Genomic DNA, 15,037 nt, shown 5'->3' on the forward strand with positions numbered 1-15,037 from the left:
ATGGGCTCCTAGGCGGAAATCGAGGATGAGGGGACCAGCCCGGCGGCCAGCGCCAGGTGCCACAGGCCGCGCTCGGTGGCGTTCTGCGCCTGCTCGGGCGCGCCCAGGCCGTAGTGGGTCATGGCCAGCGTGTAGCGCTCGCACAGCGCCGGTTCGCCGCAGAGGACGATGCGGGGCGCCTGGCCCTGCGCGCGCAGCATGGCGGCCAGGGCGGCGATCTCGTGGCCGATCAGCAGGCCCGACAGGTAGTCGGCCTGCGAGGCCGGCGCCAGTTCGCCGGTCAGGCCCAGCGCGCGCGTGCTGAAGATGGTGGACAGCACGCCGGCGCGGCCTTCCGGCGCGCCGGCGACCTTCAGGCCGCGTTCGAAGGCGGCCATGTCGGGCGCGGCGGCATCGCTCATGGTGCGGCCCAGGATGGTGTGGCCGCGCAGCGCGGCGTAGACCTCGCCGGTCATGAAGGTATCGAAGTGCGTGACCTGGCCGTTGCGCGCGCCGACCCACTTGGAATGCGTGCCGGGCAGGCCGATCAGCAGGCCGGCGTCCGGAATGGCGCGGGCGTCGCGCAGCACGCCGAAGACCTGGGTTTCCTCGCCGCGCATCACGTTGGGCAGGCCGTGGCGCTGGATCAGGCCGGGCACGATGCGCACGGGCGTGGCGCCGGGCCGCTCGACCACGGTCAGCAGCGTGCCGATGCGGTCCAGGTCCACCGGCACGTCCAGGTAGGCGGCCTCCTGCCAGCCCTGGGCGCTGCCGACCATGCCGCAGGCGATCACGGGCAGCGCGGGCTCGGCCCGCAGCCAGTCGCCGCAAGCCTGTTCGAAGGCCAGTTCGAAGCCGGACAAGGCCGGCGTGGCGGCGCCGTCCTGCAGCGGTTGCGGCAGGCGCATGATGCCCCAAGGCAGGTGGCGCGCGTCCAGCGTGCGGCCGGCGCCGTCCAGGCGGTAGGCGCGCAGCGAGGACGTGCCCCAGTCCAGCGCGATCAGGGCGGCGCGGGCGGGCGTGGCGGATGTCATCTGAGTTTGTCTCGTGTCTGGCCGCGCCGGCTCGGGATACCGCAAGGAGGGCGCGGACCTTGTTGTGTCCAGGCCCGGGACTCGCGCAAGGGGCGGCGGCCGGGCGTTGGGAAAAATTCTAGATCAGCGCTTGAAAATTCTCAAAATATAGAATTTAATCCCATATATAGGGAAAATTTAGGCCCGTCCTTGTCGCCATCACACGCGGATCCTCGCAGTCCCTCGCATTTCCCGCCCGTCTTCCCGCCTTCCAGTCTTCTTTCCCGCGCTCGCCGCCGTGATGATTCCCATGACCGATGCCTCCTCCCTCACGCCCCTGGACCCCGACGCCGCCGCGCCCGCCGGCACGCAGACGCTGATGCGCGGATTGGCCGTGGTGCAGGCCGTGGCCGACGGCGCGCGCGACCTGAAGGAGCTGTGCGCCCGCATCGGCGTGGCGCGCAGCACCACGCACCGGCTGGCCAGCTGCCTGGTGCAGGAACGCTATCTGCGGGTGCTGCCGGGCGTGGGCTATGCGCTGGGGCCCAAGCTGATCGAACTGGGCTTCCAGGCGCGCGAGGCCTTTCCGCTGGCCACGTTGGCGCGTCCGTACCTGGACGGCTTGGCCGAGCTGACCGGCGACACCATCCATCTGGCGGTGCGCGACAACGACGAAGTGCTGTACCTGGAAAAGATTCCCGGCAAGAAGGGCCTGGAGATGCGCTCGCGCGTCGGCCACCGCATGCCGCTGGCGGCCACGGGCGTGGGCAAGGCGCTGCTGCTGGATGCGGACGAGCCGCAATGGAAGGCGCTGCACCGCGTGGGCGGCCCGGTGTCGTCGCGCGCGCCCGGCGGGCAGCAGGGCTGGGAGGCGTTCCGCGAACGCATGCGCGGCTATGCGGCGCAGGGCTATGCCTTCGACCTGGAAGACAACGAGCCGTCGATCCGCTGCGTGGCGGCGCCGGTGCGCGACGCCTCCAGCGGCATCGTGGCCGCCATCAGCGTGTCCAGCACCGTGCCCTATATGTCGCTGGAGCGCATGGACGAGATGGTGCCGGTGGTGTGTGACGCGGCCATGCGGATCTCGGCGGAACTGGGCTGGATCATGCCAGCGGCAGCGTCAGCACGCCCTGGGCGGCCGGACGCATCATGATGCGGCGGTACCAGGCCGACAGGGCCGGCGTCTGCGGCCGCTCGGCCGGCAGGCCCAGCCAGCGGTGCGCCGAGGCCACCAGCGCGATATCGCCCATGCTCAGCTGACGGCCGGCGATGAACTCGCGGCCCTGCAGCGCGCGTTCCAGGATCAGCGCGCGCGCATTGGCGCGCTGCATCGAGGCGTCGATGGCGGCGCGGTCGCGTTTGTCCTCGGGCGTGCGGACCAGGCCCTTGAAGGCCGGCACCATGGCGGGCTGCCACTCGGTGGCCTGCCAATCCATCCAGCGGTCGGCATCGGCGCGCAGGCCCAGATCCTCGGTCCACAGCGAACCCACGCCGTAGCGGGCCGACAGGTAGCGCACGATGGCATTCGACTCCCACAGCACGAAGCCGCCATCGTCGATTACCGGCACCTGACGGTTGGGATTGCGCTCGGCGTAGTCAGGCGTGTCGACCACGCCATGCTCGCCGCCTGCCAGGATGAACTCGTGCGGCAGCGCCAGTTCGCGCACGGCCAGCATGACTTTCTGCACGTTGACGGACGTCAGGCGTCCCCAGATCTTCAGCATATCCGTTCCTTGAGTGATGAGACGGCGCATCAGGCGGGCGGCAGTTGCCGCCGCGCGAAGCCGTTTTCGCGCCCGAAGCGCGTCCAGTTGAAAGCCGGCCCGGGGTCGGTCTTGCGGCCCGGGGCGATGTGTTCGTGGCCCCAGGCGGCGGCCAGCGGGTAGCGCGCGCGCAGCGCCGGCGCCAGCTGGCGCAGGGCCTGGTACTGGGCGTCGGCGTAGGGCAGGGTGTCGGTGCCCTCCAGCTCGATGCCGATGGAAAAGTCGTTGCAGCGTTCCCGGCCCGCGTAGCGCGACACGCCGGCGTGCCAGGCGCGGTCCTCGGTGGACACGAACTGGATCACGGCGCCGTCGCGGCGGATGAAGAAGTGCGCCGACACGCGCAGGCCGCGCAGCCGTTCCAGCCAGGGATGCGAGCCGTAGTCGAGCCGGTTCAGGAACAGGCCGGCCACTTCCGGCCCGCCGAAGCGGCCCGGGGGCAGGCTGATGTTGTGCAGCACCAGCAGCGACACCTGCGCGCCGGCGGGGCGCGCGTCGCGGTTGGGCGAGGGCATGAGGGTGACGCCGGGGGCCGGTCTCAGCCAGCCATGTCGATCCAGTTGCAGGGCCATGGCAATTCGATGCTCGGTGAGTGTGTGTCTCCAGCGGCCATTATGCCAAGCTTGGAGACATGCCCAGGGACAGCGGGCCGGATGCGGCGGACCGAAGGCGCGCAACCGGCAGGCGGCCGGCTGATCGTCGCTCATTTGCCGCCTGCGGGCGGCGTTCGTGGGTTGTTCGTGGGCTATCTGCCGGCTATTTGCCGGTCGGTCCGCGCTGCGCGTGGTCGGCGCTGCACCAGGTGCGGCCGTTCTGCAGCAGCGCTTCCGAGCGGGGCAGATGGATGCCGCAGTGCGCGCAGCGCACCATGGCCTCTGCGCCGCCGCCGGGCTGGGCGGGCGGCTTGGGCGGCGGGGAAACCGGGCGCGCGTCGCGCGCCGCCGCCATGCGGGCGGCGATGCGGGCCACGCACAGCACCGCGATGATGATGACGATCCAGAACAGCAGCTTGCCCACGTTCAACCCCGATGCAGAATCATTTCCAGCACGAACCGGCTGCCGGTGTAGGCCAGGATCAGGAAACCGAAGCCGGTCAGCGTCCAGCGCAGCGCCACCCGGCCGCGCCAGCCCCAGACGTGGCGGCCCAGCAGCAGCACGCCGAAGGTCGCCCAGGACAGCAGCGTGAAGACGGTCTTGTGGTCGAAGGGCAGGATCTTGCCGGTGAGCTTGAGCGAGGCGATCGAGCCGGACACGACCGCCAGCGACAGCACGGCGAAGCCGATCCAGATGATCACGAACAGCAGGTGCTCCTGCACCAGCAGCGGCGGCTGGGAATCCAGCACGCGCCCGATCATGCTGCGCTCGGCCGGCGCGTCCAGCGGGCGGTGCAGGTGGCGGTCCAGCAGCGCCATCAGCATGGCGTGCAGGGCGGCGATGGTGATCAGGCCATAGGCAGCCAGCGCGATCAGCAGGTGGGCCCGCAGCCAGGCGTCGTTGGCGTGAGGCACGAACTGCCCCTGGGGAAACAGCGCCGCCAGGGCGCTGGCGATGGTGGCGGCCGGCAGCAGCAGCAGTTGCAGACCGTCGATGCGCACCAGCAGGCTTTCCAGCCAGAACACCACCATGCCCAGCCAGATGGCCGCCGACAGGGCCAGCGCCCAGCCGATGAACAGGTGCTGCGCGCCCAGCATGGCCTGTTGCAGGCCGATGCCCTGCAGCACCAGGGCGCCCAGCAGGCAGGCGCGGGCGATCTTGCCGGTCTGTTCGATGCCGCTGGCGCCGGCGCCAGCGCCGGCCAGCCGGAGCCACAAAGCCCCCCCGAGCAGCGCGTAGGCCAGGGCGGCCGCCGCGTGAAATACAATGCCTAGTGACATAGAAACCGTCGTCAGGATGGGGCCGGGGTCCAAATGACCCGGAAAGCGCGGAATTCGCGCGGGCGGCCACCGTTCGAGTCGACTAGTTTAAGCGGAAACGCCTCTCATGCTCGATAACCTAACTCAACGCCTGTCGCGCGTCGTCAAGACGCTGCGCGGCGAAGCCCGCCTGACCGAGGCCAACACCCAGGAGATGCTGCGCGAAGTGCGCATGGCCCTGCTGGAAGCCGACGTGGCGCTGCCCGTGGTGCGCGAGTTCGTCGCCCGGGTCAAGGACAAGGCGCTGGGCGAAGAAGTCGCCGGCAGCCTCAGCCCCGGCCAGGCCCTGGTCGGCGTGGTCCACAAGGAACTGACCGCGCTGATGGGCGGCGACCTGGGCGCCGACTCCGGCGAACTGTCGCTGGCCGTGCAGCCGCCCGCCGTGATCCTGATGGCCGGCCTGCAGGGCGCGGGCAAGACCACCACCACCGGCAAGCTGGCGCGCTGGCTATCCGAGGGCCAGCACACTCAGCATGGCCGCAAGACCGGCAAGAAGAAAGTGCTGGTGGTGTCGGCCGACGTCTACCGTCCCGCCGCCATCGAGCAGTTGAAGGCCGTGGCCGCGCAGGTCGGCGTGGACTTCCTGCCGTCCGACCCCAGCCAGAAGCCCGAGGACATCGCCCGCAACGCGGTCGACCACGCGCGCCGCCATCACTACGACGTGCTGATCCTGGACACGGCCGGCCGCCTGGGCATCGACGAGGCCATGATGCGCGAGATCCGCGCGCTGCATGATCTGGTCAAGCCGGTGGAAACGCTGTTCGTGGTGGACGCCATGCAGGGCCAGGACGCGGTCAACACCGCCCGCGCCTTCGCCGACGCGCTGCCGCTGACCGGCGTGGTGCTGACCAAGCTGGATGGCGACGCCCGAGGCGGCGCGGCCCTGTCGGTGCGCCACGTCACCGGCAAGCCGCTCAAGTTCGTCGGCGTCTCGGAAAAGCTCGACGGCCTGGAGCCGTTCTATCCCGAGCGCATGGCGCAGCGCGTGCTGGGCATGGGCGACATCGTGTCGCTGGTCGAGCAGGCGCAGAAGAACATCGACATCGCCGAGGCGCAGAAGCTCGCGTCCAAGATCAAGTCGGGCAATAAGTTCGACCTGAACGACTTCCGCGACCAGCTCGGCCAGGTCAAGAAGCTGGGCGACATGGGCTCGCTGCTGGAAAAGCTGCCGGCCCAGTTCCAGCAGGCCGCCGGCCAGCTGCAGGGCGGCCAGGCCGAGAAGCAGCTGCGCCGCACGGAAGGCATCCTCAATTCTATGACCCCGGCCGAGCGCGCCAAGCCTGAACTCATCAAGGCCTCGCGCAAGCGCCGCATCGCCGCCGGTTCCGGCGTGCCGGTGCAGGAAGTGAACCGCCTGCTGGCCCAGTTCGACCAGATGCAGGGCATGATGAAGCAGATGAAAAAGGGCGGCATGGCCAAGATGATGCGCGCCATGGGCGGCCTGAAGGGGCTGGGCCGCTTCGGGATGAAGTAAGGCTTTCGCGCGGCGGCGCGAAAAAATGGCCAGACATTGCGTCTGGCCAAGTCATCGCGGCAATCTGGGGGATCAGTGCCGCGATCAGCCGGGCGGCGCGGGCGCGCCTTCCGGCTATTCGGATGCTTGCGCGGGCATTCAGGCCGCTGGCGGGATGCGCAGCACCTGGCCGGGATAGATCTTGTCCGGGCTGGTCAGCATGGGCTTGTTGGCCTCGAAGATCAGCGTGTTCTTGGCGCCCTGGCCCTTGCCGTATTGCGCCTCGGCGATCTTCCAGAGGTTGTCGCCCTTCTGCACCGTGTACATCTTGGCTTCGGGGGCGGCCTGGGTGGCCTTGAGCTGGTTGTCCACCTGGGCCACGCCCACGGTGTTGCCCAGCGCCAGCGCGATCTTCTCGGCGGTTTCGGTATTGGCGGCGGTGCCGCTGACCGTGACCTTGTCGCCGTCGACCGCGATCTGCAGTCCATCGGCGTTCAGGCCGTGCTTGTCCAGTTCCTTCTTCAGCTCGTCGACGGTGGCGGCCTTGGCTTCGCTGGCACCGAAGAGTTTTTCTCCAACGTCCTTGATGAAATTGAGCAGACCCATAGTGATTCCTTTATCTATGTTGCTGTTACGGTGGGAAAAGAGCGATGGATGGCAGGGCGCCCGGCCCGTGTACCGGTTGCGCGCGGCATCGGGGATTATTACCCGCGCGCTTGCCGGCAGACGAGGGGTAAACGTGTAACAGGTTGCTAGCCATGCGCCAGACTACGCAAGAATGCGTGCGAGTTGGCTGCAAATGGCTGACGATCCGCCAGGATCGCGATCCTACCCGTACAGCGCCGGCGTCCGGGCAGGCCGATGTCCGGCATTACGGCGCGCCGCGCTAGCCGGCGGCGGCGGCCGGCTGCCGGATATCGGCAAGCCAGGCCTGGATCATGGCGGCATCCTCGCGCGACCTGATGTCGACCGATTCGCCGTCGCCGTTTCCCCTGGCATGGGCTCGCACCTCGCTGGGAGACGCGCCGAACCGCAGGCGGAACGCCCGGCTGAACGCGCTTTCGCTCGAGAAGCCGTAGCGGTAGGCAAGCTCCGCGATGCCGATGTGGCCGCCGGCGGCCAGCAGCAGTTCATCGAAACACCTGTCCAGGCGCCTGCCCTGGATATAGGCGTTCACGCCGCCGTCGCGCAGGAACAGCCGGTACAGGCTGGAGCGCGAGATGCCCATCGCCGCGGCGATCGTCTCCGGCGACAGCTGCTCGGCGTCGAGATGGCGTTCGATATGGCGCCGTACCAGCCGGCGCATGCCATTGCGCACCACCTGCCGCGCCGGGCCGTCGTCCGCGCCGTCGCGCAGCGTCGACAGGCTGCCGCTGAGCAGGATCAGCCCGGCATTCACCGAGGCGGACATCTCTTCGCGCGTCAGGCTGGATGCGTGTTGCGCCAGCTGCGACAGGTGCGAGGCCAGCATGCGCGTCGCGCCCTGTCCGGGATCCAGCAGCGCGCCGTGCAGCTTGCGGCTGCGCAGCGCCGTCGGCAGGCGGTCGCGCGGCACGGTCAGGGTGATGGTGGAAATGAGCGTGGTGCGGGTGTCCAGCGTCTGTCCGAGATCGAGCAGGCCGATCGAGCCGGCGCGGATATCGACCGGGTTTTTGCCATAGTCGCCCCGGGTGCCGCCCGCGACGAACAGCTGGATCAGCAGATGGTCGACCTGGCTGCGGCGCACGTCCAGCGCGGTGCGCCGGTGCTGCACGGTGGCCGAGCAGGTACTGCGGCTGATCAGGCTGTCGCCCAGGTGGGTGCCGCTCATCTGGGCGGTGAAGGGCTGTATGCCGGTTTCGATCTGGGTATCGACGTAGGGGCGCACCAGGGTGCGCCAGATGTCGGGCGCGTCGGGCGTGACGCGGCTGTCGAATTGCGCGCTGAACTGCGGCGGGGCGGCAGGGGAGGGGAATGGATTGCGGCTCACGCTTCGTGGTTCCCGGATCGGTCTTGTTGTGGCGTTGCCCGACCAGCCGCGACACCAGGCGGGAAACTTCCATGGAGGGCTGCCCGGCTCGCGGCCGACCTGCCTTGACACATGTTCGCTACGGATTATGACGCCCGGCCGCGCTGCGGGAAAGCCCGGTCCGGCTCATGGATTGACGGCGCTTGCGGCAGATCATCACGCCCAGGCCGCGCCGTCGGGGCCTTGTAAAGCAAAAGGGCCGCGTTGCCGCAGCCCTTCCGGGGACGCACTGGATCCGCCCGGCGGCGGGGCATTCAGCCCCCGCCCACCGCCACCACGATCTCGATCTGGTCGCCGTCGGCCAGCGTGGTTTGCGCGTGCTGGCTCTTGGGCACGATCTCGCCGTTGCGTTCCACCGCCACGCGCTTGCCGGCATAGCCCAGCGTGTCCAGCAGCTCGACCACCGTGGTGTCGAGCGGGAATTCGCGGGCGTCGCCGTTCAGGGTGATGTGCATGCGCGTCTCCTTAGCGTTTGGCGTAGGCGTCGGTGGCGGCGATCAGGCGCGCCAGCGTGCCGGGTTCATCGAAAGCGTGGCCGGAGTCGGGCACCAGGTGGAACTCGGCCTCGGGCCAGGCGCGGTGCAGATCCCAGGCGGTGCGCGCCGGCGTGCAGACGTCGTAGCGGCCCTGGATGATGGTGCCGGGAATGCCGCGCAGCTTGTAGGCGTCGCGGATCAGCTGGCCTTCTTCCATGAAGCCGGCGTTCACGAAATAGTGGTTCTCGATGCGGGCGAAGGCCAGCGCCGCGCGGTCGGCGGCGTGGCTCTGCTGGTGGCGCGGGCTCGGCAGCAGCGTGATGGTGCTGTCTTCCCACTTGCTCCAGGCCTTGGCCGCGCGCAGCTGCTCGACGGGGTCGTCGCCGGTCAGGCGCCTGTGATAGGCCTGGACCAGGTCGCCGCGCTCGGCCTCGGGTATCGGCGCCAGGTATTCCTCCCAGCGGTCCGGGAACAGGAAGGACGCGCCTTCCTGGTAGAACCAGCGGATCTCGGCGCTGCGCACCGTGAAGATGCCGCGCAGCACCAGCTCGCTGACGTGGGCGGGATGCGTCTCGGCATAGGCCAGCGACAGCGTCGAACCCCAGGATCCGCCGAACACCAGCCACTTGTCCGCGCCCATGATCTCGGTGCGCAGGCGCTCGATGTCCGCGACCAGGTGCCAAGTGGTGTTGTTCTCCAGGCTGGCGTGCGGCGTGGAGCGGCCGCAGCCGCGCTGGTCGAACAGCAGCACGTTGTACAGGCTGGGATCGAACAGCTGGCGCTGCACCGGCGAGCAGCCGCTGCCGGGGCCGCCATGCAGGAAGACCGCCGGCTTGCCCTGGGGGTTGCCGCAGAGTTCCCAGTAGATCTGGTGGCCGTCGCCCGTGTCCAGGAAACCGTGGCGGTAGGGTTCGATCTGCGGATACAGCATCAGGCGACTCGCTTGAAGATCAGGTCCCAGACGCCGTGGCCCAGCCGCAGGCCGCGCGTCTCGAACTTGGTTTGGGGGCGGTAGTCGGGGCGCGGCGCGTAGCCGTCCACGGTGTTCTTCAGCAGCGGCTCGTTGCCCAGGACTTCGAGCATCTGCACGGCATAGTCCTGCCAGTCGGTGGCGCAATGGATGTAGCCGCCCGGCGCGATGCGGCTGGCCAGCAGCGAGATGAACGGCGGCTGGATCAGGCGGCGCTTGTGATGGCGCTTCTTGGGCCACGGGTCGGGGAAATAGATGTGCACGCCGGCCAGCGAATCGGGGGCGATCATGTCGCGCACCACTTCCACCGCGTCGTGCTGGATGATGCGCAGGTTCTGGATGCTGGAATCCTCGATCCGGCGCAGCAGCGAACCCACGCCCGCGTTGAACACCTCCACGCCCAGGAAGTTGTCGCCCGGACGCGCCAGCGCGATCTTCTCGGTGGTCTCGCCCATGCCGAAGCCGATCTCCAGCACCGTCGGCGCCTCGCGGCCGAACGCGGCGGCCGGGTCCAGCCGGCGCGCGGCGTAGGGCAGGGACCACTTGCCCAGCAGTTGCTCCAGCGCGGCCAGCTGGCCTTGCGTGATGTGGCCGCGGCGATGCACGAAGCTGCGGATGTGGGCGGCGCCGGGGCTGTTGGGCGCGTGCGCGGCGCTGGCCAGCGCGGCTTCGGTCTGCGGGGAAACCGGGGCGGGCGAGTCGGAATTGCCGGGTATTGCGGGGGTGTTCACGGGAAGATTCGCAAAGCTGTTTGTTGTCATAGGCGGGATTGTAGTGGCAGGGCGGGGGCGCGCGGTCCGCTGCGGAACGTTAAATGGGGACACGATCATTCCGCGCCCTGCGCCCCGCGCGCTATAGTGCAGCCGCGGCGATGGTGCGCCGCCAGTCCCGCCATGAACATCGCCCGCATCGATCTCGTCACGCTCTCGCTATTCGTCTCGGTGGCCCGCCAGGGCAGCATCTCGGCCGGCGCGCGCCAGTCTCACCTGGCCGTGGGCGCGGCCAGCAAGCGCATCTCCGACCTGGAGGCCGCGCTGGACACCCAGCTGCTCTACCGCAACGCCGCCGGCGTCGAGCTGACCGAGGCCGGCCAGGCCTGTCTGGTGCACGCGCTGCGCGTGCTGCAGGAAGTGGAGCAGATGGCCGGCACCCTGTCCGACTTTGCCCAGGGCGTGCGCGGCCAGGTGCGCATCGCCGCCAACACCTCGTCGTTGACCCAGTTCCTGCCCGAGGACCTGGCCGCCTTCATGGAAGCGCATCCGGCCGTGCGCATCGATCTGGAAGAACAGAACAGCAACGATATCGTCACCGCCGTCCAGGAGAACCGCGCCGACATCGGCATCTTCGCCGACCGCACGCCCGCGCCTGGCCTCGTCACCACGTCTTACCGGCGCGACGAGCTGGTGCTGATCGTGCCGCAGCGCCATCCGCTGGCTGGCGAGGCCCGCGTCGCCTTCGCCGACACGCTGGCTTACGACTACGTGGGTCTGCCGCCCGCGACCTCGCTGGCGACGCGGCTGGCCGAGGAAAGCGGCAGGCTGGGCCGGGCGATGCGGCTGCGCATCCAGGTCCGCAGTTTCGACGCGATCTGCCGCATGGTGGCGGCCACCGGCGGCGTCGGCATCCTGCCGAGGCTGGCCGCCGAGCCGCACGCGCGCTCCATGCCCATCCGCCTGATCGCGCTGACCGACGACTGGGCCAGCCGCCGCCTGCTGCTGGGCGTGCGCGACGCCGACGCGTTGCCCGTGCCCGCGCGGCTGCTGTTGGCGCACCTGCGCGGACAGCAGTAGGGGCGGGCGCGGATCCTCGGCGCGGCGGGGCGCGGCGGCGTCGGCTGTCGAGCAGGACGCGGGACGTGAAGGCGTTGGCGGTCGCGCGCGAGGCCAGCGTGCGGACCGGCCGGTTGCCGGGTCTTCTCGTTCCGGGAATGCCCCCTTCCCGAATCGTCCATTCCATCGGCGCGCCCGCATGGCGCACACTGCCTTCCATCATCAAGTCGATGCGCCGGGAGGGCGACATGGCAGGGCAGATACTCGCCGGCATACGCGTGCTGGAACTCGGACAACTCATCGCGGGCCCCTTCGCCGCCAAGACGCTGGCGGACTTCGGCGCGCAGGTCGTCAAGATCGAGCCGCCTGGCCAGGGCGATCCCTTGCGCAAGTGGCGCCTGCTGCACGAGGGCACGTCCGTGTGGTGGGAAGCCCAGTCGCGCAACAAGCAATCGGTGTGCGTGGACCTGCGCCAGCCCGAGGGCCAGGACATCGTGCGCCTGCTGGCGCGCGAGGCCGACGTGCTGATCGAGAACTTCCGCCCCGGCACGCTGGAGAAATGGGGCCTGTCGTGGGACGCGCTGCACGCGCTGAATCCGCGCCTCATCATGCTGCGCGTGTCCGGCTACGGCCAGACCGGCCCCAAGGCGCGCGAGCCGGGCTTCGCCGCCATCGGCGAGGCGATGGCCGGCCTGCGCTACCTGAACGGCGAGCCGGGCCGCGCGCCGGTGCGCGCCGGCCTGTCGCTGGGCGACACCATCGCCGGCCTGCACGGCGCGCTGGGCGTGCTGCTGGCGCTGTACCAGCGCGACGCGCGCGGCGGCCAGGGGCAGGTCATCGATGCCGCGCTGTACGAGAGCCTGTTCAACCTCAGCGAAAGCCTGCTGCCGGAATACTCCGTCTTCGGCGCGGTGCGCGAACCAGCCGGCGCCGCGCTTCCCGGCATCGCCCCGTCCAACGCCTATCCCTGCCGGGACGGCTACGTACTCATCGCCGGTAACGGCGACGCCATCTACGTCCGCCTGATGGCGCGCATCGGCCGCGACGACCTGGGCCGGGATCCCGACCTGGCGCACAACGATGGCCGCGCCCGCCGCGTCGCCGAGATCGACGGCGCCATCGGCGACTGGACCCGCGCGCGTTCCATCGACGAGGTGCTGGCCGCCATGCGTGAGGCCGACGTGCCATCGGGCCGCATCTATACCGTGGCCGACATCGCCCGCGACCCGCACTACCGCGCCCGCGAGGCCATCACCACCGTGCGGGCCGCCAGCGGCATCGCCGTGGACATGCCGGCCGTCTTTCCCCATCTGTCCGACAACCCCGGCGCCGTGCGGGAACGCGCGCCCACGCTGGGCGAGCACACCGACGCCGTGCTGGCCTCGGCCGGCCTGAGCCAGGAACAGCGCGATGCGCTACGCGCGCGCGGGGTGATCGAGTGAAGGGCGGGCGCGGCGAACGCGCGCTATAATCGCCGCCTCTGCCCTGGTTTCATGCCGGGGCACGACACTCAGAGCGGGTGTAGTTCAATGGTAGAACGGCGGCTTCCCAAGCCTCAAGCGTGGGTTCGATTCCCATCACCCGCTCCACTGCATCAATCTGCGGACTTCCGCAGAAGTCCAAGAGAGTCTGCAAGTCCTTGCCACACAAGGACTTTTCCTCTCTTTGATGTTCTGCCGTGGTCCATTGCGATCCGCCTACAGCCGGGACTTTTAAGTCCACAAACAAGTCCATTTTTGCGGGCGCGGCTGATTCCGGATTGTTGATGGAGGGGCGAGGTCGACGTGACCAGCATCTGGTTCCTGACTCATGTTCAGGAGCAAGAGCATGGCACTCTCAGACCTGGCCGTTCGACAGGCCAAGGCAACTGGCAAGGCATACACCCTCCCTGACTTGGATGGCCTCTCCCTGGCCGTCACGGCTGCAGGGGGCAGGACTTGGCACTTCCGCTACTACTGGGCGGGCAAGCAGAAGCGGATGTCGCTCGGCACCTACCCGGAGGTGACGCTTCGCGAGGCCCGCAGCCTGCGCGACGAAGCGCGCGCCCTGCTGGCCAAAGGCACCAATCCTCGCGTTCACCGCAAGCAGAAGCGCACCGCTGTCCGGCTCGCCGACGAAAACACCTTCGAGGCGGTGTATCGCAAGTGGCTCAAGCATCGCGGGCTCAGCCTCAAGGAAGGCCGGCAGACGACCCTCTCGATACTTCCGCGCATCTTCGACAAGGATGTGCTGCCCGCCTTGGGCAAGCGGTCGGTCTATGAGATCAAGCGTCCCGACCTCTTGGAGGTGATCGCCAAGATCGAGAAGCGCAAGGCGCTCTCCGTCGCCGAGAAAGTCAGGACGTGGTTCAACCAACTGTTCCGCTACGCGCTGGTGATCGTGCCGGGCCTGGAACAGAACCCCGCCTCCGATCTCGATGTGGTGGCGATGCCACTGCCACCCGTCAATCACAACCCGTTCCTGCGCATGGCCGAGCTGCCGAAGCTGTTGCAGCGGCTACGCAGCTATCGCGGCAGGCGGCAGACCCAGCTCGGGCTGCGGCTATTGCTGTTGACCGGCGTGCGAACCGGAGAGCTGCGACAGGCGACGCCGGATCAATTCGATCTGGACCGTGGGCTGTGGATCATCCCGCCCGACGTCGTGAAGCAACTCCAGTTGGATATGCGCAAGAAGCGGCAGCAGGCGAAGGACATCCCGCCCTACATCGTGCCGCTGTCGATTCAGGCCATGGAGATCGTCCGGCACCTGCTGGATGAGTTCAAGCCGGCCCAGCGCCACCTCTTCCGGCACGACAGCGACTTGAAGAAGCGCATCAGCGAGAACACCCTCAATGGTGCCCTCAAGCGCATGGGCTATCAGGAACGCCTGACTGGGCACGGCATCCGCGGCACGATGTCCACTGCGCTCAACGAGATCGGCTACCCGAAGGTCTGGGTGGATGCACAGCTCTCGCATGTCGATCCCAACAAGGTCAGCGCGACCTACAACCATGCCGAGTACGTGGAGCAGCGTCGCCGCATGATGCAGGACTGGGCCGATCGGCTCGACCTCTTCGAGCAGAACCAGGTCGAGGCGGCCAGCATGCCACTCACCGTGCATCTGGAAGGCGTGCCCGCATTCCAGAGTGAGCAAACCGCAAATGCACCCTCCACGCCGGTTAGCGCTTCGCCAATCCTGCTGGTGACGAAGCCGGGTGACGCCATGCCGTTGGTTTCTGCCGCCGCACATCGGCTGCCGGCGGTTGCGCCCCCTCGATCAGCCGCGCCGCTGGTGCCTTCGGACATTCAGCGCGAGAGGATGGAACTGTTCGATGTCTTCGAAGCGCCGCACAACCTTCCCGTCGCGGCGTTTGCCAAGATGGCGGGCAAGTCCCGCAGGTGGATCAGCTACGAGATCAAGGCGGGCAACTTGCTGGCGTTGAACGTAGGCAACCGCGGCCAGCGCGTGCCGGACTGGCACCTCGACCCACTCAAGCACGAGCTGATCCAGTCCGTCCTGAAGCTGACCAGGGGTGCGGACCCCTGGCAGATCTACCATGCACTGCTGCAACCGCGCTCGATGCTGCGGGGGCGTTCGGCACTGGAGGGCGTGACGGCCGGCAATCTCGACAAGCTCGTCATAGCGGTGAGCACAGCCGTGAAGGAGAGCGAATGGACCCCGCCGCGAGTCGGGGTCGCCTAGCAGCAGGAATGCGGG

At 68.7% G+C, this 15,037-nt stretch carries 15 protein-coding genes and 1 tRNA gene; 6 read left to right on the forward strand and 10 right to left on the reverse strand.

Features of this window, described 5'->3' with window-relative positions; translation table 11 throughout:
- Window positions 1–8: 8 nt before the first annotated feature.
- Window positions 9–1,013: a 2-dehydro-3-deoxygalactonokinase gene (locus AC6LJ5_RS06090; protein WP_498140060.1), complete on the reverse strand. Its 1,005-nt coding sequence runs from the start codon at window positions 1,011–1,013 to the stop codon at window positions 9–11.
- Window positions 1,014–1,293: 280 nt separating this feature from the next.
- Between AC6LJ5_RS06090 and AC6LJ5_RS06095 the strand changes: the two genes are divergently transcribed.
- On the forward strand, window positions 1,294–2,145 hold the full coding sequence (locus AC6LJ5_RS06095) for an IclR family transcriptional regulator (protein WP_498140061.1): 852 nt from the start codon (window positions 1,294–1,296) through the stop codon (window positions 2,143–2,145).
- Here AC6LJ5_RS06095 and AC6LJ5_RS06100 read toward each other — a convergent pair.
- The 4 genes from AC6LJ5_RS06100 to AC6LJ5_RS06115 form a co-directional block, all read right to left on the reverse strand.
- Window positions 2,096–2,716 carry a glutathione S-transferase family protein gene (locus AC6LJ5_RS06100; RefSeq protein ID WP_498140062.1) on the reverse strand — a complete coding sequence of 207 codons (621 nt, stop codon included), beginning with the start codon at window positions 2,714–2,716 and terminating at the stop codon, window positions 2,096–2,098. The genes AC6LJ5_RS06095 and AC6LJ5_RS06100 overlap by 50 nt on opposite strands.
- 29 nt (window positions 2,717–2,745) lie before the next feature.
- The gene (gene ampD, locus AC6LJ5_RS06105) at window positions 2,746–3,324 is read right to left on the reverse strand and encodes a 1,6-anhydro-N-acetylmuramyl-L-alanine amidase AmpD (RefSeq protein ID WP_392408800.1); all 579 of its coding nucleotides are present in this window, start codon (window positions 3,322–3,324) and stop codon (window positions 2,746–2,748) included.
- Between the two features lie 184 nt (window positions 3,325–3,508).
- Window positions 3,509–3,769, reverse strand: coding sequence for a PP0621 family protein (locus tag AC6LJ5_RS06110; RefSeq protein ID WP_498140063.1), 261 nt, complete (start codon window positions 3,767–3,769; stop codon window positions 3,509–3,511).
- Window positions 3,770–3,771: 2 nt separating this feature from the next.
- Window positions 3,772–4,626: a cytochrome C assembly family protein gene (locus tag AC6LJ5_RS06115; RefSeq protein ID WP_158658284.1), complete on the reverse strand. Its 855-nt coding sequence runs from the start codon at window positions 4,624–4,626 to the stop codon at window positions 3,772–3,774.
- 106 nt (window positions 4,627–4,732) lie between these two features.
- Between AC6LJ5_RS06115 and ffh the strand changes: the two genes are divergently transcribed.
- On the forward strand, window positions 4,733–6,139 hold the full coding sequence (gene ffh, locus AC6LJ5_RS06120; protein WP_103271211.1) for a signal recognition particle protein: 1,407 nt from the start codon (window positions 4,733–4,735) through the stop codon (window positions 6,137–6,139).
- A gap of 138 nt (window positions 6,140–6,277) precedes the next feature.
- Here the strand turns inward: ffh and lysM are convergent, their stop codons facing one another.
- The 5 genes from lysM to trmB form a co-directional block, all read right to left on the reverse strand.
- Window positions 6,278–6,724, reverse strand: coding sequence for a peptidoglycan-binding protein LysM (lysM, locus tag AC6LJ5_RS06125; protein WP_103271210.1), 447 nt, complete (start codon window positions 6,722–6,724; stop codon window positions 6,278–6,280).
- Between the two features lie 280 nt (window positions 6,725–7,004).
- Complete coding sequence (locus AC6LJ5_RS06130) at window positions 7,005–8,087, reverse strand: helix-turn-helix domain-containing protein (protein WP_498140064.1); 1,083 nt, start codon at window positions 8,085–8,087, stop codon at window positions 7,005–7,007.
- A gap of 293 nt (window positions 8,088–8,380) precedes the next feature.
- Entirely contained in the window at window positions 8,381–8,581 is a 201-nt protein-coding gene (gene thiS / locus AC6LJ5_RS06135; protein WP_103271208.1) for a sulfur carrier protein ThiS, read from the reverse strand.
- A 10-nt stretch (window positions 8,582–8,591) separates the two neighbouring features.
- Entirely contained in the window at window positions 8,592–9,533 is a 942-nt protein-coding gene (pip, locus tag AC6LJ5_RS06140; RefSeq protein WP_498140065.1) for a prolyl aminopeptidase, read from the reverse strand.
- A complete protein-coding gene (gene trmB / locus AC6LJ5_RS06145) occupies window positions 9,533–10,333 on the reverse strand; it encodes a tRNA (guanosine(46)-N7)-methyltransferase TrmB (protein ID WP_233772585.1) in 801 nt (266 codons plus the stop codon). The genes pip and trmB overlap by 1 nt, the downstream gene beginning before the upstream one ends.
- 132 nt (window positions 10,334–10,465) lie before the next feature.
- Between trmB and AC6LJ5_RS06150 the strand changes: the two genes are divergently transcribed.
- From AC6LJ5_RS06150 to AC6LJ5_RS06165, 4 genes are all read left to right on the forward strand, one after another.
- Window positions 10,466–11,362, forward strand: a complete 897-nt coding sequence (locus AC6LJ5_RS06150; protein WP_498140066.1) for a LysR substrate-binding domain-containing protein — start codon at window positions 10,466–10,468, stop codon at window positions 11,360–11,362.
- 227 nt (window positions 11,363–11,589) lie between these two features.
- Window positions 11,590–12,783: a CaiB/BaiF CoA transferase family protein gene (locus AC6LJ5_RS06155; protein WP_498140067.1), complete on the forward strand. Its 1,194-nt coding sequence runs from the start codon at window positions 11,590–11,592 to the stop codon at window positions 12,781–12,783.
- 73 nt (window positions 12,784–12,856) lie between these two features.
- A tRNA-Gly gene (locus tag AC6LJ5_RS06160) sits at window positions 12,857–12,930 on the forward strand.
- Window positions 12,931–13,168: 238 nt separating this feature from the next.
- On the forward strand, window positions 13,169–15,022 hold the full coding sequence (locus AC6LJ5_RS06165; protein ID WP_023083156.1) for a tyrosine-type recombinase/integrase: 1,854 nt from the start codon (window positions 13,169–13,171) through the stop codon (window positions 15,020–15,022).
- Window positions 15,023–15,037: the final 15 nt, after the last annotated feature.

The sequence above is a fragment of the Achromobacter sp. 1011791174 genome (genome assembly GCF_059760925.1).